The organism is Sulfuracidifex metallicus DSM 6482 = JCM 9184 (genome assembly GCA_032834875.1).
Lineage (GTDB): Archaea > Thermoproteota > Thermoprotei_A > Sulfolobales > Sulfolobaceae > Sulfuracidifex > Sulfuracidifex metallicus.
The window spans coordinates 776,820-796,011 of record CP135238.1; the positions used below are offsets into that span (position 1 = coordinate 776,820).

The 19,192-nt window shown below is 39.4% G+C and carries 23 protein-coding genes; 14 read left to right on the forward strand and 9 right to left on the reverse strand.

The features are described from left to right. Nucleotides 1-3: 3 nt before the first annotated feature. On the forward strand, nt 4-321 hold the full coding sequence (locus tag RQ359_RS04545) for a transcriptional regulator (protein WP_156017750.1): 318 nt from the start codon (nt 4-6) through the stop codon (nt 319-321). Nucleotides 322-491: 170 nt separating this feature from the next. Here RQ359_RS04545 and RQ359_RS04550 read toward each other — a convergent pair whose 3' ends face one another. From RQ359_RS04550 to RQ359_RS04565, 4 genes are read right to left on the reverse strand one after another with little or no spacing between them, the layout of a single operon-like run. Further along, complete coding sequence (locus RQ359_RS04550; protein WP_054838827.1) at nt 492-1,391, reverse strand: 3-methyl-2-oxobutanoate dehydrogenase subunit beta; 900 nt, start codon at nt 1,389-1,391, stop codon at nt 492-494. After that, a complete protein-coding gene (locus tag RQ359_RS04555) occupies nt 1,384-2,541 on the reverse strand; it encodes a pyruvate ferredoxin oxidoreductase (RefSeq protein WP_156017748.1) in 1,158 nt (385 codons plus the stop codon). Before RQ359_RS04555 ends, RQ359_RS04550 begins: the two co-directional genes overlap by 8 nt. 1 nt (nt 2,542) lies before the next feature. After that, on the reverse strand, nt 2,543-2,803 hold the full coding sequence (locus tag RQ359_RS04560; RefSeq protein ID WP_054838826.1) for a 4Fe-4S binding protein: 261 nt from the start codon (nt 2,801-2,803) through the stop codon (nt 2,543-2,545). Further along, the gene (locus RQ359_RS04565; protein WP_054838825.1) at nt 2,800-3,342 is read right to left on the reverse strand and encodes a 2-oxoacid:acceptor oxidoreductase family protein; all 543 of its coding nucleotides are present in this window, start codon (nt 3,340-3,342) and stop codon (nt 2,800-2,802) included. The genes RQ359_RS04560 and RQ359_RS04565 overlap by 4 nt, the downstream gene beginning before the upstream one ends. 296 nt (nt 3,343-3,638) lie before the next feature. Between RQ359_RS04565 and RQ359_RS04570 the strand changes: the two genes are divergently transcribed. Beyond that, nucleotides 3,639-4,712, forward strand: coding sequence for a hypothetical protein (locus RQ359_RS04570; RefSeq protein WP_156017746.1), 1,074 nt, complete (start codon nt 3,639-3,641; stop codon nt 4,710-4,712). A 499-nt stretch (nt 4,713-5,211) separates the two neighbouring features. Further along, nucleotides 5,212-6,087 carry an APC family permease gene (locus RQ359_RS04575; protein ID WP_054839148.1) on the forward strand — a complete coding sequence of 292 codons (876 nt, stop codon included), beginning with the start codon at nt 5,212-5,214 and terminating at the stop codon, nt 6,085-6,087. A gap of 124 nt (nt 6,088-6,211) precedes the next feature. Here RQ359_RS04575 and RQ359_RS04580 read toward each other — a convergent pair whose 3' ends face one another. Next, nucleotides 6,212-7,603, reverse strand: coding sequence for an APC family permease (locus RQ359_RS04580; protein WP_162309005.1), 1,392 nt, complete (start codon nt 7,601-7,603; stop codon nt 6,212-6,214). Between the two features lie 278 nt (nt 7,604-7,881). Here RQ359_RS04580 and RQ359_RS04585 point away from each other — a divergent pair, with 278 nt between their 5' ends. Beyond that, nucleotides 7,882-8,181, forward strand: coding sequence for a hypothetical protein (locus RQ359_RS04585; RefSeq protein WP_054839151.1), 300 nt, complete (start codon nt 7,882-7,884; stop codon nt 8,179-8,181). A gap of 175 nt (nt 8,182-8,356) precedes the next feature. After that, nucleotides 8,357-8,887, forward strand: a complete 531-nt coding sequence (locus RQ359_RS04590) for a hypothetical protein (protein WP_054839152.1) — start codon at nt 8,357-8,359, stop codon at nt 8,885-8,887. Nucleotides 8,888-9,012: 125 nt separating this feature from the next. Here the strand turns inward: RQ359_RS04590 and RQ359_RS04595 are convergent, their stop codons facing one another. From RQ359_RS04595 to RQ359_RS04605, 3 genes are all read right to left on the reverse strand, one after another. Further along, a complete protein-coding gene (locus tag RQ359_RS04595; protein ID WP_054839153.1) occupies nt 9,013-10,020 on the reverse strand; it encodes a pyridoxal-phosphate dependent enzyme in 1,008 nt (335 codons plus the stop codon). 355 nt (nt 10,021-10,375) lie between these two features. Then, complete coding sequence (cobB, locus tag RQ359_RS04600) at nt 10,376-11,122, reverse strand: NAD-dependent protein deacetylase (protein ID WP_054839154.1); 747 nt, start codon at nt 11,120-11,122, stop codon at nt 10,376-10,378. A 145-nt stretch (nt 11,123-11,267) separates the two neighbouring features. Then, nucleotides 11,268-11,660 carry a DUF302 domain-containing protein gene (locus tag RQ359_RS04605; protein WP_054839155.1) on the reverse strand — a complete coding sequence of 131 codons (393 nt, stop codon included), beginning with the start codon at nt 11,658-11,660 and terminating at the stop codon, nt 11,268-11,270. A 253-nt stretch (nt 11,661-11,913) separates the two neighbouring features. Here RQ359_RS04605 and RQ359_RS04610 point away from each other — a divergent pair, with 253 nt between their 5' ends. From RQ359_RS04610 to RQ359_RS04650, 9 genes are all read left to right on the forward strand, one after another. Continuing rightward, the gene (locus tag RQ359_RS04610) at nt 11,914-13,200 is read left to right on the forward strand and encodes a circularly permuted type 2 ATP-grasp protein (RefSeq protein WP_054839156.1); all 1,287 of its coding nucleotides are present in this window, start codon (nt 11,914-11,916) and stop codon (nt 13,198-13,200) included. After that, nucleotides 13,188-14,009, forward strand: a complete 822-nt coding sequence (locus tag RQ359_RS04615) for a transglutaminase family protein (protein ID WP_054839157.1) — start codon at nt 13,188-13,190, stop codon at nt 14,007-14,009. The genes RQ359_RS04610 and RQ359_RS04615 overlap by 13 nt, the downstream gene beginning before the upstream one ends. Beyond that, nucleotides 13,999-14,409, forward strand: a complete 411-nt coding sequence (locus tag RQ359_RS04620; protein WP_054839158.1) for an alpha-E domain-containing protein — start codon at nt 13,999-14,001, stop codon at nt 14,407-14,409. The genes RQ359_RS04615 and RQ359_RS04620 overlap by 11 nt, the downstream gene beginning before the upstream one ends. A 145-nt stretch (nt 14,410-14,554) precedes the next feature. Then, nucleotides 14,555-14,818: a hypothetical protein gene (locus RQ359_RS04625; RefSeq protein ID WP_156018003.1), complete on the forward strand. Its 264-nt coding sequence runs from the start codon at nt 14,555-14,557 to the stop codon at nt 14,816-14,818. A gap of 185 nt (nt 14,819-15,003) precedes the next feature. Further along, nucleotides 15,004-16,599 (forward strand): phospholipase C, encoded by a 1,596-nt coding sequence (locus RQ359_RS04630; protein ID WP_156018002.1) that lies wholly within the window; start codon nt 15,004-15,006, stop codon nt 16,597-16,599. 352 nt (nt 16,600-16,951) lie between these two features. After that, nucleotides 16,952-17,173 carry a hypothetical protein gene (locus RQ359_RS04635; RefSeq protein ID WP_054838961.1) on the forward strand — a complete coding sequence of 74 codons (222 nt, stop codon included), beginning with the start codon at nt 16,952-16,954 and terminating at the stop codon, nt 17,171-17,173. A gap of 127 nt (nt 17,174-17,300) precedes the next feature. Continuing rightward, the gene (locus RQ359_RS04640) at nt 17,301-17,753 is read left to right on the forward strand and encodes a hypothetical protein (RefSeq protein WP_156017742.1); all 453 of its coding nucleotides are present in this window, start codon (nt 17,301-17,303) and stop codon (nt 17,751-17,753) included. 2 nt (nt 17,754-17,755) lie between these two features. Then, nucleotides 17,756-17,938: a hypothetical protein gene (locus RQ359_RS04645; RefSeq protein ID WP_054838963.1), complete on the forward strand. Its 183-nt coding sequence runs from the start codon at nt 17,756-17,758 to the stop codon at nt 17,936-17,938. Nucleotides 17,939-18,146: 208 nt separating this feature from the next. Further along, nucleotides 18,147-18,308, forward strand: coding sequence for a hypothetical protein (locus RQ359_RS04650; protein WP_156017741.1), 162 nt, complete (start codon nt 18,147-18,149; stop codon nt 18,306-18,308). A gap of 586 nt (nt 18,309-18,894) precedes the next feature. Here the strand turns inward: RQ359_RS04650 and RQ359_RS04655 are convergent. Continuing rightward, nucleotides 18,895-19,149 carry a hypothetical protein gene (locus tag RQ359_RS04655; RefSeq protein ID WP_156017739.1) on the reverse strand — a complete coding sequence of 85 codons (255 nt, stop codon included), beginning with the start codon at nt 19,147-19,149 and terminating at the stop codon, nt 18,895-18,897. Nucleotides 19,150-19,192 lie beyond the last annotated feature (43 nt).

A 19,192-nucleotide genomic window follows, 5' to 3' on the forward strand; every position in this document is an offset into this window, starting at 1 on the left:
GAAGTGGCGGAAGAATTTAAAGAGCTAATGCAAATGATGCGGTCTCCCGTCTTCTCAAACTCCGTCAGGGTAGGCATATTATTAATCTTGTTAGGAGTTGACAGACTAACCTTCACCGATTTACTTAAGTCTATAGATCTATCTAAGTCTTCCCTGTATTCTCACCTTAAGGTATTGCAGGATAACGGAATGATAATTGTTAAGGACGTGTTTACGATATCTAGACCTAGAACGATGATACAGATAACGCCCAAGGGAAAAACAGCTCTTCAGAAGTATTTAGAGTTAATAGAGAAATATTCAAAAAGAGATTCGACATGAGTCCATCTACACTTTGTTGAAGAATTTTCTATAGTTTGTTTAAAAAGACTCTCATTGTTAAGGTAAATTAAAAGATATTAATAGTGGAAGTTTGGAATAGAAGAAAAAAGAATTAAGAAAAAATTGAGAAAAAGAAATAAAATAAAAAAGGGGAGAAATGATTAAGATCCCTAGTTTGTCATCTTCCTGATGTCCTCCCACATGGAGTCAACAGCTTCCTGCATAATTTCTATTTCCTTTTTGTCTAGTTTGGAGAACCTGCCCTGAAGCTTCAGATATTCCTCAATCGGCTTCCTCTTCTCCAAGAGGGTCTTGCTTATTCCAGTCAGGCTGAACTTTCCATTCAAAACTTCGAATAAAGGCCAGATCCCGGTCTCCACGGCCAGCCTAGCTATCTCTATTGTCAAGCTACTGTCGAATCTCCATCCTGGTGGGCATGGCGACAGAAGATGCAAATAACGGAATCCTTGAATTTCCTTAGCTTTCCTCACCTTCCCCTGATAGTCGAATGGATAGGCTATCGATGCAGTTGCTACATAAGGTATTTTATGCTGCATCATGATGAAAGGTAAAGGTTTCTTGAATTCCCTCTTACCTGCAGGGGTAGTAGTGGTCCATGCACCGTACGGCGTCAATGATGACCTCTGAATACCAGTGTTCATAAAGGCTTCGTTATCGTAACAGATGTATATCATATCCTCGTTTCTTTCCGCTGCACCGCTCAACCCAGCGAAGCCTATATCTCCTGTAGCTCCGTCTCCAGCCCAAACTACTACTTTTGCGTCTTCGCCCTTCAACTTAATCTGTCTAGACACTCCAGAAGCTATTGCAGGAGCAGCTGCGAATGCGCTATGGATCACGGGGACCGTGGAAGGTGAACCGTGAATATCACCCATGATAACAGTGCTACAGGACGCAGGCACAACAAGTACAGTCTTCTTTCCCATAATCTCCAACATTAGGTCAAGCTCCTTAGGTATGGGACAGCCTGGGCAAGCAGCGTTTCCTCTAAAGAAATATTGTTCTCTTACTATTCTCTTGGACCTTATGTTTTCTGGTATCTCAGTCATTTAACCACCTCTCTTGGAATTTCTCGCCAGAGATGACGTCATTCATTACCTTCTGGAAGTGTGTAGGTCTAACGTCCTTTCCGCCTAATCCAGCGATAACGCTCATGATCTCTATCCCTGATCCGTATAGTTTGCTTTTTAATTCTCCAGCTAGTATACCACCGAATCCGAAGGAATACTCCCTATCGAATACGACAATCTTGCTTACACCCCTTACAACTTCGCGAACCTTTTCAGGGAAAGGTCTTATAACTCTGAGCTTTATAAGACCCACCTTCTTCCCTTCCTTTCTCATTCTCCTTACTGCCTCCTTGGCGTCCCCGCTCCATGCTCCCGCAGTTAAGAAGACGTATTCAGCGTCGTTGCAATTGAAGCACTCTATCATGCCGTCCTGATCTCTTCCTGATAGATTAGCATACTCATGAGCAGTTCTCTCTATCACCTCCTCGCTTTGCCTCATGGCAATCATTGCGTCGCGTTTGAACTTCATGTAGTCGTCAGGCTGAGCCAATGGACCCACATTAATTGGATCGCTGAAGTCCACTAGGTTAAACTCCCTAGGCGGAACGAATCTCTCAACGTCTTCGTCATCTAGAATCTCTAGCCTCTCCATGGTATGGGTAAGTATAAAACCATCGAATCCAACCATCACCGGAAGAAGGACTTTCTTATCCTCGCTGATTTTGAAGGCTTGTATTGTCATGTCGTATGCGTCCTGAACGTTTTCAGCCATCATCATTATCCACGACGAGTCCCTCTTTGTGAAGAAGTCCTGGTGATCGTCCCATATGCTCCAAGGCTCTGCAATTGCTCTGGTAGCTACGGCAGAAACTATCGGAACTCTTTCTCCTCCTACCCAGTATATCATTTCTCCCATGTATAGAAGACCCTGCGAGGATGTAGCAGTGAATACCCTGGAACCGGAGATAGCCGCGCCGTACACTGCAGCCAATGCGGAGTGCTCCCCCTCAACTTTGATCAATTCAGCCTTTAATTCTCCCCTTTCTATGTACTCCGCAAGCTTTTCCAACATTGTTGTCTGTGGCGTTATAGGGAAAACAGAGAGAACCTGAGGTTTTGTCTGCTTCACTGCGTAAGCTACGGCATGGTTACCCTCCATCGCTACCGTGTTTCTCGTGACACTTATCATGTCATTTCACCTCCGTGACCATATCTATAGCCTTCTGTGGGCATATTTGAGCACAGACTCCGCATCCCTTGCAATAGTCATAGTCAATTCTCACGTCGAATCCCTCTAGTAAATCGATGCTGTTTTCTGGACAGTAGATGACACAAAGCCTACACTTGGTACACTTGTCGTAGTTTATCACCGGTCTAGTTAGTCTCCATTCTCCTGTAAGCCCCGCAGAGCCAACCCTCGGTCTTCCTATGGGAATAGGGTAATCTATCATATTTTTCTCACCTCCTCATATCCTATCCTCACAGCCTCAGCGTTAATTTTACCTAACTCTCCTTCGAATTCTTGCTCTACAATTTCCTCTACAGTGCCAACTGATACCATATTCACAACCTTAGCTATTGCTCCTAACATTGCTGTGTTGATCAACTTCCATCCTGCCATGGACAAGTTAAGCTTGTCCGCTATCCCGTTCGCGTCAAGGAAGTACGTCTTGTTCCACATGCTCCTAGGGTTCTTTGTGTTAAGGAGCAGGGAGCCTTTCTCCTTGAGACCTTCTAAAGGGTTTGTAACGTTAAAGAGAGACATGTCGAAAACTGCCACCAAGTCAGGATTATAGACCTCTCTGTGCATGTAAATCGGCTCGTCTGATAGCCTTACGTAAGACGTAACGGGAGCTCCCCTCCTTTCGCCCCCGAAGTAAGGTATAGATTGACCATATTTGCCTTCTTTTACGAAGGCTTTCACCAGGAGTTCCCCCGCGCTGACAATCCCCATCCCGCCTCTACCTTTAAGAACTATTTCCCAGTTCATTATGTTAGAATATCGTTATTGTAAAATTTACCAGTTTCATTGAATACTTGATGAGAAAAGGATTAACGTCGTTATGAGGAAAACGACTTTCGTGTTAGAAATATTTTGTGCATGATATATACACTTTATACGTCATTATCTTGAGAGAGTAAGCTAGATAGTGAAGGTAAGTAGATAGGGAAAGTTATAGCATCTATGCTCTTACTCTTTTAAAAAGAATAGCATCCTTCTTTTTTTTAACTTTATAAAGTTGTTCACTTAATGGTCTTTTATAAAATTATCTTGTCTTATCCTTAATGAAACCGCAAATTCATAAAAAGAACAAAAAGAGAGCTGCAGCCTCTAACATGGTTTATATAGGGGCTATTGTAATTTTAATAATTTTAGCAGCTATAGGATTCGGATTATATGCAACGAAGTCTTCGGTAACTACTACTGTGACCAGCACTTCTACTACTACTACAACTGCTACCGTAACTTCATTGCCTCCAAGCGACGAAATCCTGCTCAACGACTCAGGAACCTTGTACAACAACATGGTAATAACTCAACATTACACAGCAAACTACGCATGTGAGAACACTTCCTCAGTTCAGTCATTATTCAGCGGACTTCCAGGTCAGGAACAGCAGAGCACTGACTGCGAGGTTGGAGTTGGCGTAGTACCTTCTGGCACTTTGCCTCTATTCGTCTTGACCCCTGCATACGCTGGGCTATCCATATTCGGATATCAACCTTTAGGCGCAACCCCTGAGGGATTCCCAACCTTCACCTACAACGGCACAACTCACGTGGTATTAACCAACTGCCCAGGAATGGGAGCTTCAAACCCAGCATTAATGTGCGTAGACCATCCTTTCCTACTTTACTCTCCATACTTCACAGCAGTTGAGCAGCACTTGGGAATAAAGAACGGACTGAACGTAACCTTGAGCAACGGACAGACAGTTCACGCTGACGAAGGAGTACTATTCACCCCTGCACACACACACCTCATAGCGACAAGCACAGGAAACAGCTCAATAGGCTGGTACTTGGTTGTTGTACTAGTTATGGATCCAAACATAATGCCCAACCCAATAACTGGTCAATGCCAGGACGTAGTTCCAAGCAACTTAACAGACCCTACAGCCAACTGTTTGACAAACATTACTTCATTGGAGCACGCAATGACAACTTATGACAGCGCTGTAATAGCTGCAAACGCAAATAACCCAATATGGCAGACTCTTAACGACGCATTCCACGTTGGAGGACTTCAGGTAATAGTTCCAGGCTTAAACAGTCCAGCTGACTTAATGAACACTTCCAACACTAACGTAGTACTGTACTTCAGCACTCCAAACATGTACCCACCAAACCCAATCTAACAACTTATTTCTAAAGAATTTTTTTCTTTTATTCTTCTACACTTTTTATACTCTTCTAGGATATACTGGACGTTCATCTCATTTCAATTTCTTTAAAAAGAATTAAATTCAGGGCTCTGAATATCTAGATAGTCTTTTTCATTGACGGGAAATTCATTATCACTGAGTTATAATTATAGGTAACTACTTTAAATTGCTGATTTTCTATATACATGTCGTTCCTTACATGCTACTTTAGCACATGTTATACCTTAACGGCTAAACGATTTAATACTAAGGATGGATACTGAGAGAAGAGAGTGCATACATAATGCTTTTTCTCTTTTGATTATAACTATAATATTATTTAATATATATTTATTAATAAATAAATAAAATGGAATATTTTAGAAATGAAAATAGTAAGAATAGAGACAGTTAGAGCCTTTAATATTTTCCCTAAAACTTTTTCAAATGTATATATATATATATTATGTATATATAATCGGCTCTGGTACTCATGGGAGTAAGGGTCTCCGCAAAGTATGCAATGGTAATGTCAACTATAGAAATGATAACAATTGTAGCATTAGCAATTACTTTTCTGAAGAATAGCGGTTGGCATTTCTATAACCCTATCACAGGAATTTCTCCAGCTCTACTGGAGGCGGTAGTCTTCGGCTTAGGTATACCAACTGGTTACGGATCTATAGCTCCTTTAGGTTATGATGCCTCCTCCAAGAGCATCGCTAAGGTTGCAATTACGGTGGTGTTCTACGGTGGTTTACTAGCAGCTTTCTTCTTCTATGCCCTTGGTGCTTTAGGCTTTACCGGCAACCTTGTAACATACCTGCTTACCCACTTCGGGCTGCTTGGAGGTATAGCCATAGGTTTAATTGCGTTGAACGATGGAACGTTGGGAGGAATGGCTTATATTCTGGCAAACTCTAGGACCTTGAAGGCAATGTCAGAGGATTCAGTATTCCCCAAGCTGTTCGCCAAGGATAGAAATGGAAGTCCCTTCTATGCTGAATTGGCAATATCAACAATTTTCGTATCTGTAGTTGTGACTTTAACAGCCTTCATAGGTTTATTCGGAGCCTTTACCGTACTTGGAGGTCTAGCTGGAATATTCAACTTGTTTATACACACTTCAGCTGACCTCTCTCTTATCAACATAACCGCACGGAAATTCAAGAAACATGTAAAGGAGTTAACCTTAGGAGTTATAGCTACTGCTGTGAGCTTGTTCGTTCTCATATATTCCTTCCCATCCTTTCCATCTTCGTGGACTGATTTCTTCTTGATATGGATTATAGCTGGCTTTCTATTCCTTGAAGTGAAAGAAATAGCTAACGACTGGATGCAAAAGGATGAAGAAGAAAAGAAGGAATAATTTTCTATTTTAGGGCATTTATATATCCATTTATATATCAATGTTACTACTAGTATTTTTGTTTTATCATATTATTAACGTTATTTCTCTTTTTATAGAGATTCACGCAATCATGTATTTTTAGTTATTCTTCCAGATCTGGCTCAATGAGCCTCAGCTTTCTGGACCTCAGGATAAATATTCCTCCCAGTGAAAGCATAAACATCAAAGCTAGAACGTAGTAAAGTGGAGGAATATTAAAGGCAGTGCCAGCTTCTGCTATTCCAAGGATCACCGCTGAAAACATGAACGTTGCAGTAGCTCCTGCAACGACTCCGATTAAATAGGAGAATTTTCCTTTTATGGTCATGTAAATGACAGTCAGAGAGTCCATGCCAAACTCCAAGAGAAGGAAAGCTCCAGCAGAGGTCAGCACTAAGCCGAAGAATGATTGAAGGCTAGAAGATGACAACTGAATCAACTGCACCAATATCTCCAGGGCAGTTATGGCTAGTATTGCAATCCAAGGGCTACCATTAACTCTTGTGCTAGAGAACCAATGAGGTAACAATCCCTCTCTTCCTGCAGAGAACCAAACTCTACTTAGGATGTAAGCTGTTAGCCAAAGGGAACTCGCTGTGGACGCTATTACGGCAATGTCGATAGTCCAAACATAACCCGGAATGACGAAACTTGCCCACGTAGCTAGAGGATCCACTGAAGAGCTCAGGGCAGCCTCTGGTGTTTCCACTGCCATTATTGGCATAGTTATCAAGTAAATCATGAATACGCTCACTAGTCCTATGATTCCAGATAGACCAGGCCACTGTCTAGGTTTCTTAGCCTCCTCAGAGGCGTAACTGTCAATTTCCCACCCGTCAAGTATTGTTGCAACTATGACCATGGTTGCAGCTAACCTTAGGAATTTCCCGTTAAAGAAACTTGGATCTAAGAAAATTGACGTAGATATTGGTTTAACGTTGTGGTTGCCCAAGTCAGCTAATCCCACAAGGATGAAAAACGATAGAACTACAATTTCCACAGCCAGGAATGCTTCCGTTATCTTTGCCGTGGGTTTTGCTCCAAGGAGAAGGGGAACTGTAGCAACGAGTACCCACCCTATCCCCACCATTGAGTCGAGGAAAATGCTGGTTACTTCCTGGTGTGATATAAGTCCTATTCTGTAAAGTAAGTCTAAAGTATATTCCCCCGCAGGGATCACTATTGGAGGAAGGGATAGAAAATACGCTAGAGAGACTATCCAGAATTGGAATGAGCCGTACTTTGGACCTACAAGCTTAGCCCCCCAATGGTAAGATGCCCCAGCATTTGGTGAAACCTTGTTTAGTTTCCTTAAGATTATGGACGCGAAGAGGAAGAAAGGGAAAGAAACTATAACCGACATTGTGGCGTGAATACCCATCAAGAGAACCATGCTTCCGTATGCTGCAGATATACTGAAGGCAGGGGCTACGCTTGAAGTAGAAAGCGTAACCAAATCTAAGATATGAAGAACCTTCCCCTTAAGTTCTCCCACACTTATCACACTTTGATTTATTTTTATACTTCGTTAAAAATAGATAATTAATATTAACAAGTGATACGGTATGAAATATTCCCCTTATCATTCCTACTCTCAGTTGGATAGCCTATCCATAGTATTTAAAGTTTACTCTATTTATAGTAAACTATGTGTGCCTATAGCACATAGGAATATCATCGTTGTGGAGGGATTTTACTAAGCGTTAAGTGCATAAGTGAGAGTTAACGTAAGAAGGAATAATCCTATTAGAATTGAGGAACTTAACATGACTGATGAAGTGTAACATATGCGGAAAGGAAAGCGACGCAGACACCTCAGTTAAGGTTATGAAATGGATAATTTCGCATTACAAGAAACACAACTATCCTGTACAAGAAATTAGGAGAGTACTAGATGAAGGTTGTCAGTCATTATGGAAATGTAAGGAGTATGAAGAAGAAGATTCTACGGGTAAGGAGTATTTAGTTTCTTCCAACATGAGACTAATTATTATAGAAGATCAAGATGGAACTTCGATAATTTTAGGGAAAAATGATGGTACTTTCGAACCTATATCTTTCAAGAGACGGTAAAGTGTACAAGGTTAAATGGATATAGACACAACCGAAGGTAAAAAGGGATGGGTTCAAGAATAAGATAAAGAAACATAAGGACTTGACTAAGACTACCCAGTCTTGTCAATCGAAAGATCAGTATGTAAAAATTTAATTAATATAATGTTTTCACTCAATAGAACAAGTTTACAATATGAATGTAAAATATCTATTTCAAGGTAACATGATTAGCTTAATAGCATCCTTAATAATACTGTTAGAGCTAATCCTACTTGAGGTAAACGGGATCAACTTCATTTTTAGCTTGCCTTCAGTTATAATCCTTTGGATAATTTGGGCTATGGCCATCCCGTCAGTTCTAAGTTATCACATGGTTAAGTTGGAGAGACAGAAGATGCTTGACTTCTTTGGAACCTTAGCTGTGATAATTGCAGGAATAGGCTTGGTCTTCCTCACTTTAGGTAAGTTCCTTGGCGTTGAACTGATTCTTCTAGGATATTTCTTTGAGCCAATTGCAGGTATACCCATATTTCTAACAGCAAAGAAAATTAAACTCACGTACTCTTCACTGTTCTTCTGGGGAGCGGTAATATTTACCGCTGGACTTCCTCTTTACCTATTCAGTTTGGGACCAGTAGCGATAGTGGGTGACGCCATCAAGATGATAGGCCTTATAGGCCTCCTCTTGACTCTGAACACTAGAACTGTAGTAAAGAGGATGTAAATTATAGGCCGGAAGTTACAATACAAGATTGTATTTTATCCTTATTTTTTATTTAAAATAAAAAAGAAGATTATTTTAGAGCTATGGTAAGTAATAGAATTTAATATCAATTGAAGGTTTTGCGTTTAAGATAACGTCTTAAGGCCGGACCCTGTTAGCACCAGAACAGCGTTATTCGAACCTTTGTTTTTCATATGCCCTGCAAGGGTTGTAGCAGAGCTGTATTCTACTAAGAGTCCTTTCCTCGCCAATATCTTCCACGCTTCCAAGATCTCTTGGTCACTTACCGTAACACATTCTCCGTCTTTGATGGCGTTAAGCATCTCAGGTAACAAGGTGGGGTTTGTGGATACTAATGCATCTGCGATGGAAGTTAGCTTTTCAGGAGGATTATAATTGACGTGATTTATCTTTGCACACAATGGACTAACTTGTTCTGTCTGAACAGCAACTATCTTTGGAATCTCTTTAATTACGCCTTCATTGGCCATGTGCCTAAATCCCTCATACATTCCCAGGAGAAGCGTTCCTGCAGACACCGGAACGTAAACCTCCTCAGGCTTTCTCCATCCTAAATCCCTAACTATCTCATAGGCGAGGGATCTGATTCCGTCCCTAAAATGGGGTTGCAAGATATGTGAGGCGTGATATAACCCAGATTCTCGAGCAGCCCTTGACACGTCATCTCTATTTCCCTCTACCTTGACTATAGAAGCACCATAGGCTTGTATTTGTCTTACCTTGTTTCCCCTAGCTGTAGAAGGTACGAATATCGACACCTTCATGCCTGCAGCGGCTCCATAGGCTGCTACTGAGGCACCAGCATTACCAGATGAATCTTCTGCAATCTCCTTTATTCCAGATTGTTTTAGGTATGATATCATGGTCGTAGATCCTCTATCCTTGTAAGATCCAGTTGGGTTCATGAAGTCAAGTTTGTAAAATAAGTCTCCCTTTATCATTGGAGAGTTCCACTCACCTAAGCTTACCCAGTCCTTGATATAAGGAAAGTTTAGCCTTATTTCCTTTGAGAAGGGCAAGTCTATATCTAATTTAAAAGGTCCTCCACACCTATTACATGTTACCTCCATTCCCTCCCTTTCTTTTCCGCATCTTGTGCATATCACCCTCATGTGCATAATATAAAAAATACCGAGGTACTTCTAAATCTTTCCGTACATTGAAACTGTAAACAGAGAAATATAACGTGTTTAAACGCTATATCACCTTGGAAATAATAGGATTCCATCTTTTTTGCGCCTTTAGATCGTACATATATCGCAATGATTATGGCTCAGCTAGTAATTGAAGTTGGTATATGCATGAAACCTTCATTACATATTTTTTATACATATTATATAATTTATCATAATCAATAACACCACTACTACCTCATATAATGAATCATTTCTCAGAGTTATGATTCCCACGTAGAAAGGTAGGATTAACCAAAAACGTTCATACCCACTAGAGGGATAATCTAAACTTTCACGACTTAGCCTTAGTTCTTTCCTTTATTTCTTTTACGAGTTCTGGTAAAACAATCTCAACGGGATCTCTGATCACTTCGTCTGCCATGTAGTCGAAAGGAGTTTCCTGCATGTTAACTATTATCAATTTACCACCACTGTCCTTTACCGTCTTAGGGACTAAGTTAGCAGGGTAAACCGTGAGAGACGATCCTATAGAAAGTACCATGTCAGCTTCTGAAGCTATATTAAGTGCCTCCTCAATTTTCTTCACGGACTCTCCGAACAGGACTACGTCAGGTCTTATTAATCCTCCACAGCTACAAATGGGAGGATTTTCACCGCTATCTATTCTCTTAAGTATGTCCATGGAGTCGTAACTTTCGAAACATACGGAACAATAGGACTTTCTCATGGTTCCGTGTAATTCTATTACATTCTTTGATCCTCCCTTCTGATGCAAACCGTCTATGTTCTGCGTTATTATCCACTGAACTAATCCCATCCTCTCCAGCTCTCCTAAAGCCTTATGAGCGGTATTTGGCTCCGCCTCGAAGAGTCCCCTCATTCTGGTGGAATAGAATTCCCAGAACGACTTTGGATCTCTTTGAAGGAATTCCACGGAAGCGATTTCTGGTGAGTACTTCTTCCACAAACCATTTGGTCCTCTAAAGTCTGAAATTCCTGAAGCGGTGCTAATACCTGCCCCCGTAAATACAATAACGTAAGTTGAGGAAAGTAAATATTCAGCCAACTTCTCGTACATTGTGCATAAATATACGAAAAGGAAAGTTTTGATTTTTTCGTTCAGTTTGACACTTACATCTCCGTCTAAAGGCAGTTAAGTTCTTTAGGAATCAAAGTAAGTCTCTAAGCGAGTGAAGGAAAACTATTACTTATTATCCATGGATTTAGACTTCGAAAGTTTCCCTTTCCTCAACGTCCAATCCTTTCATGATCCTCTCGAACATTTGGTCCAATTCCCTTCCTAGATCCTCAGCCCCCCACTTGGACAGAATTTCGCTGGGCTTCTGATACTCAACGAAGGTCATACCTTCCCTCTCAAACACGTAAATCCTAAGGGGAGGAACTATTCCTGCCCTTATATCCTTATTAAACAACTTGTTTGCAAGGTCCGGTCTGAAGACCTCGAAGATATAATTTCCCTCAATTTTTAGGTTTGCCTTAGCCAAGTTCTCCTGGGCATTTATCCTAGATACTATTTTAAGGTTATTCTCTTGTATTAATTTTGATAATAATTCTAATGTATTGTTGAAATTTGATCTCACTCTGAGGAGTTCCATTTGATAACATTAAAGCCTTTTTTAAAAAAATTTTTCCCCAATTTATTTAACAATTAAGTTTTGAGCTTCATATGCGAAATTCACTTGGTGAAGAACAACGATTTTACATTTGATTTTTGAAAGTATGGAGGGAAAAACATGAAAACTTTTCATGAGATAGAAATAGAAGTGTCTCCTGATTTCATTAACATGAAAACTTTTCATCATTCATAGGGAAAAGCTTAACTATTCTTTAATTGTTAGAATAATATCGATGCTTGACATAAAGTTATCAGGAATTGACGGTTTCTTTGAATATAATGATGAAAGGTATAAACAAATAATTGAAAAGTTTAACGAGATAGATCCAACTGAGGTATCCAGTCTAGTAAACAGATTAGCGGCCCTTTCTGGCTTCACTTTCTACACGGGCTCTTTCTACAGACCAGTCAAGATTGATCCGATACCCAGGATACTAACTAGGGCCGAATTCCAGGAGATGGGGCTTGAACTCAGAAAAAGAATGATTGCTATAAATCGACTGTTATACGACGTTTACCATGATAAGCCTTCCAGACTAAGTGAGGAATTAGTAGTTAAGTCTCCCTATTTTAGACCTGAGATGTTTGGTTTCGATCCTCCTCATGGTATTTATGTCTATATCATGGGCGAGGACATAGTGAAAGTGAACGGAAATCCCATTATATTGGAAGACAACGTGAGAGTTCCATCTGGAATGAGTTATGCCAAGAAGTCCCAGGAAATAGTTGAGTCCATTTTAAAGCTTGGTATGAGATCCAATGACGGTCTTAATACCATGACAAAGACCCTTGTTAATGCGTCGGAGACAAGGGATCCAGTAATAGGAATACTTACAGAGGGAACTTATAATTCGGCTTATTTTGAGCACAAGTTCTACTCAGACAGAATGAACTTGCTATTGATTGAACCTTCGGATCTACGGTATAGTCAAGGAGAAGTATTGGCAAAGACTGTGGAAGGTGACGTAAAGATAGATGTAATATACAGAAGGATAGAAGATCTTGACGTTCTAACTCCGGGTTTAATGAAGGCTTATCTTAGGGGCGATGTGAGCTTAGTTAACGCACCAGGCACAGGAATAGCGGATGACAAGATGACATTTTGCTTCATGCCTCAAATAATGGAAGATTACGGAATCAGAGGTAGCTTGAGGCAACCTTTTTCATTGCCCGCTGAGGAGGTAAAGGAGGAAACTCTGGAGAAGCTCGTGCTAAAGAGAAGAGAAGGTTATGGTGGAACCGGAACTTTCATAATGTCTGAACTGGATCGGGACAAACGGGCAGTAATCTTAAAGGAAGTGAGGAAGAACCCCTCAGAGTTCATAGCACAAGAGTTTATAGATTTCGATACTGTTCTCTCGGTCATAGATGACAAACTTTACGAAACTTACGCGGATCTGCGTTTCTTCCAATTTACCGAGGGTACATCAGACTTGGTCTTATCTAGGGTGGCTCCTGTGGGAAGTAAAATCACCAACAACAGTTCTGGAGGTTTGGTGAAGCCTGTATGGGTCAAGTAACCTCTGAGAATGTTGAATCCTTCCTATACCGTGTGAGCTACGAAGCTATTTATGAGTACGATGACGTCGTAGTTCTAAACGATAACATATTGAAGATAGTTCCTTATCCGTCGGATAACCAAAGGTTAATTAGTGAAGATGTGAGGAGCGAACCTAATGGTTATAAAGTAAGATTTATCGATTCATTCGGTAACGTCAATTACCGGATAAAAGTTACCGAGCCTCACAAGCTTTTAAGGTTAAGCAGTGAGAGCGTTGTAGAAGTCAAGAGGAATCAGATGATAGACTGTAAGCTTCCCTGCGACCTTATAGATCCAAAGTTTACTTCCTCTAGCGACCTTATAGATGTGGATTTCTTTTTAGACATAGGCAAGGAACTTCTAAGCTCGTCTAAGACGTTAGATGAACTAATACGGAATACCATATCATTTGTGAGGGGAAAAATGACATATCAAGAAGGCTCTACGTTCATTGATACGGAAGCCTCGAGGAGTTTCCTCTTAGGTAAGGGAGTGTGTCAGGACTTTGCTCACGTTACTATAGGTATCCTTAGATCAATGAAGATCCCCGCTAGATATGTTATGGGACTGATGAACGATAATCCTAAGGTAACCCACGCATGGGTTGAAGTTAAGACCCCTGGAGGATGGATACCGATTGATCCCACAAGCTATAGGTTATATTCTATAGACTATGTTAAGTTTGCCATAGGTAGAGATTCCAATGATACTCCGCCAGTGAAGGGTTCCTTTATCAGTTCTGGAAAGGGCAGACTTTTAACGGTTCAGGTGAGTGTTATTGCTGAGTAAGTCCACTGGTTATAAGATTTATTGGGCCGGAAGATATTTGGAAAGAATAGAGAATGTATCTAGGATGGGTCTCTTCCTATCTTTGAAAGGAGAAGAGGACTCTCTCAAGGCCATATTAGCTACTAACGACGTTAAGGATTACCTTAAAACAGAGTTCCTTCTAGTGAGAGAAGATATAAGAAGTTTCGTCGATGATAATGTGATTGCCTCATTGGCTTATATGGAGAGGGCTATCTATTCAATCGATGATGGAGAGAAGTATTTTAGAGATCTTCTTCAGGCTACCCTAGCAGTGGAGAATGCTATTGAGAACTTTATGGCATATCCATCTAACACTATATTCCCCAAAAAGCAGGAAGAGGTAAGGGAGGAAGACTTAGGAAAACAATCTAGGGATTAATTTAATAGCATGAAAAAGATTACAAGAACATGTTTACAGAGAAGGGGGTTAAGGGGGCGGAAAGCCTCGCCTTTTAAGGCGGGGATGGATAGCCCCCTTATATTTAAATATTTCTTTTTTCAAAAATCTTTTAGTGACGCTAACGATGCTCCTCCCCAGCTCGATTGAGGGCTTAATGGGACTGTGGGAGGAGCAACCATCATCTTCCTTTTCCTTCAAGGGACTAGAGCTCAGCAATGAAAGTCCCCTACCCACTCTGTCCAAATGGGAGTGGTTCTCTGAGCCACTCGACTGCCTACCAAATGAGAGATGTAATCCCGAATCGATGGTGGGAACTATGAACCCTCTGGAGGGGAACCCTCGCCCTTCCAGGGCGGGGAGGAAGTCAGATAAACTGGATATCTCATAAATATTTTCCTTAAATTATTGAGGAAACTTTACCTTTTTTAGCTCTCTGTTCCACGCAAAGTAAAGAGTTCTAATGTTAATCTGTAATATCCACTATTTTAATCCAAAAGGTCTTTATAGTGTAAAAAACGTTAATAGTTTGTGAGAAAACTAATCCTATTATCAACACTCTTTTTAATTGCGCTAATGATGTTTCCTCTAATTCCAACACAGTCGGAGTCAACTCAGACGCTTACGCCAATTAGACATGTGGTTATCATCATATTGGAGAACCACTCATTCGACAGTTTGTTTGGCACTTACCCGTTTGGAAACCCTCCACTAAAGAACAACGTTACTTGCTCCTTGATGAGACCGATAGGACTTAACCTTAGCGTCAAATTACCTAACGGAAACGGGGGATTCGTGACACCCTTCCAAGGCTCAGTTATCCTCCAGGATCCAACCGAGGGATTTACCCCCTACCATGAGGATTGGAACTACGGTTTAATGAACGGTTTTGTGGAGGGCTCGGGTCAGCAATCCATGGCATACGTAACTTATAAGCAAATTCCGCTTTTGTGGGACTACGCCGAAGAATACGTTTTAGCCGACGACTATTTCTCACCTGTTTTGGAGACAACTCAACCTAATAGGCTAGCTTATTTAACGGGTTTCTCAACTAACGTCACTGGAGATGGCTTCGTTAGTGGTGTTATTCCATTCTGTGATACAATTATGTACCAACTATCAGAATATGACGTTAGTTGGGCATATTTTGACTACGGTTACACTGGAGGCGTTTTATCTCCATTTCCACTTTCTGCGTTTAATGGTAACGTTGATTACTCATCCTATTATTTTAACACTAGTGTGTTTCTTCAGGATCTACATGACGGTAAACTTCCCTCAGTTTCTTGGTTGATGTTTACGGGTGGAGACGGATATGATACTCATTCGGCGTTGGATTTCCATCCACCTTTTAATCTAACCGTGGGACAAGAAAACTTAGTGAAGTACATTGATGCAATAATGCAAAGTCCTTACTGGAATTCCACAGCTATATTTATAACGTTCGATGAGGGAGGAGGTTTCTATGACCAAGTTCCTCCACCCATAATTTATACTTACGGAGAGGGCAACGACAAGTTCCTGCAGGGCTTAGGCATAAGCAATTATTCCGTCCTTGGAGAGAGGACTCCTCTGTTAATAATCTCACCTTACTCTAGGGAGGGATGGATAGACAACTACACTTTATCTGGATATACCTTGCTTGGCTTCATCGATTACAATTGGCATCTTCCATACTTGGATCAAATAGTAGCTCATTCAGACGTGCAAGGGTTATTGAAGGCTTTCGATTTCTCTAAACTTAGGCAACCAATCTTACTATATCCTTCAAATTGGAGTTATCCAATTCCTCTCCAATACCCAGTGCATTACGGCTACGTTGCTACAATTCACAATAATTACACAAGTTATCAAATACTTTATCAAAAAGGTTATATAAACTCCTCTGTGCTTTCATATGTGATGAAATTTTCATCAGCTACAGATTCATCGGAACAAAATCTGACAAATGTTTATAACAACGTTTCCAACTCTACAGAGACCAATTCCTCTTTGATTAGTAAGAATAATGTGAGTAAAACTAATATAACTACGATGATATCCTCCCTGTATAAAGAGACCGAGGACGATGATAATAATGGTATATCACCGATTATCCTGCTCTACGTTGCACCAATCTTGATTGTGATATCATTGATAGGTCTATACTTTACATTACGTAAAAGAAAATAATAACATATAATATATTTAAAACGTAAATGCACATATATATGTACTAACTCAATAATATATAAAATAAATAGTTATAAATAATAATAATAAAAAAAACTGGCCAACTTCTTTACACTATAAAGTGCTTTTCAAAGTTCTGCAAAAAGCGTTTCATCCTAAAGAGTTCTTTGATGTTATAATCTCTTGAAAGTAAAGTAATAGTTAGATATTTTTCAGTATTTTATGTAAATTTTGACGTTTTTTGTTCTTCAGAGAGTTCTTTCATAGCCAATAGGAAAAACTGGAGGTTATTTGGTAACTACACCGTTGATCCAAATGATGATGAGGTAGTTCAGATCAATACCCAGGACAATTGATTAGAATAGGAAAGAATATAGATGTGGAAGAAATTATAGGATATGTTAGAAGGATTTATCCAGGTGTAACTGTAGAGGAAGTAATCTCTACTATTCTAGAGCGGGTAGTTGAAGATACAAGTGAATTTAAGGACGACAAATTCGGGGCGTACGCTCTTAAGCTCTATCTTATATTAGGGTATCTGATTCATTACGGAGTATTAATTCTAGTTAAATGAGACTTTTTAATCTTAACAAGGGGTTCAAACGGGGCGGAAGACCACATCCGTGAGGGTGGAGATGGATAGTCTCCTTTTTAGAAAAGTTTAAAAGTGGAAAAAGTCAGTATTTCACTAGTGGTTCATTATGCAAATAATAGATCATACTAAACAGCTTGATATAATGTTAGAAGCTTATAAGAATAGAGAAAAATATAAACAGAATTTACAAAAAAGTAATCAAAAAGTAGAGATAATTAAAAAAGATTATGGTGAAATGGATGGTTATAGTTTTGCAGTAGTTAAAGTAAAACGTGGAGATATAGTAAGAACAGGATATGAAATAATAGTAAAAGAAGGTAACAAAGAATATCATTTTATCTCAGGTGAAGAAAATAATGGCAGTTTTGTTGAATTAGAGGTATTGCAAGATATTATACGTGATGAAAATAAGAATACTGCTACGATTTCAGTTTATGTATTAAGTGATAATAGATTAAGTAAAGTAGTTTCAGGAAGATATAGTGTATCAAAAGATGTTATAAAGAAGATAACTGAAGAATATAAGCCGGATAGTAGTACTATTAATAGGGTGGAGTAATAATGTCAATTAGTTCTAAAAAAGAAAATCTAGATAATGATCCACCAGATCCATTTGGTACTATAGCTTGTGTCGAAGAATGTATAGAATTTGATTGTGCTGGTGATAATGGTTTTATAGTAACAGATGGGATTAACTGTACAGAGTTTTGTGCAGGATTGGGCGCAGCATGCGATGTACAATAAGCTAGAAAATTTTTATATTATATTAAGTTTTTTATTGAAAATTATGTGATAAGATGAAGATAATATATAATTAATTTTTATACTAAAGAATATTTATTTTTTTATATATGTACATATTTTTGGATATTAACTTTAATTGTAGTATATTTTTAAATGGTTTTACAATGAAGTTCATAAGATAATCCACTGTGTTAGTTGAAGAATTCGAATGCATAGATGCATTGCACTTAACTTCTCTTTCCTAGGACCTGCATCTAGATTGTCGTATCCTATATTCGTCTCAGCTTTCATTCTGCAGGCTACTTCATTTGGAGGGTTGATATTCCTAAGTATCCTGAGGCTGCAATCTTTATCTTCGTTTCAGCCTTGATTTGATATGTGCTTGTGTCATGACTAATGTATGAGCTTTCTCTATAGGCTTTTATTCTGCATTTAGTTCGATAGGCTTCTTCCATCTTTTCCAGCATAGGTCAAGGAGAGTTATGAGGAACCCCCTGATAATAACACTTCTTCTTATTAATTCTCTTTTATTTCAAGGAAGTTTACCTTGGTTTCTCAGTGTGATTCGCCGTGGACGGACTTTGATACTTGTTATGGAACTATTTGATTGTAGCTATAGTTTCAATTAGATTAGCTAACTACAGGAGCGATTGTTACGTCAATTCTGTCCGTGTTTACACTTTTACTAGTGGTTTTAACTACACTTCTTTATTCTGCTGAAACGGAAACTTCGACAGCGTTATATTCAAAAGGTAATGTTTACTTTGACGTCAACCACTATGATTCTCCTACTTTAGGTAGCATAATTCCGTATTTGGTATCTAAACAGCTAAAGAAGAAAAAATATACATACATATTGTCAGTTCTTAACATCTGACTTAGGTTATTTTCATCGATTTTCTTACTATATGAAAGGCCTAGATTGAAGGAAACTGTAAGAGTAAAAAACTCTCTATCTAACCTTCCAATTTCTGTTTAACTATCTCAACTAGTCTCTCCAACTCCTTTAGTTCTATATCGTTGTATTTTCGAGATAGTTCATCTAAGGTCATCTTCTTCTCCTTTAATACTTTGATTGAAACGTCTACGGCAAATTGTTTTGACCTTTCCCTTAACTTGTCCCTTATTTCCTCCATAGAAGCTATTTCGTCTATGTCGCAATTCCTTTTATTTACTTTTGGTGGGACCTTGTTGTTAATTCTCCATTCCATGTTCGTATATCTTTTTAACACAGTTAAAAAGATTGAGAAAAAC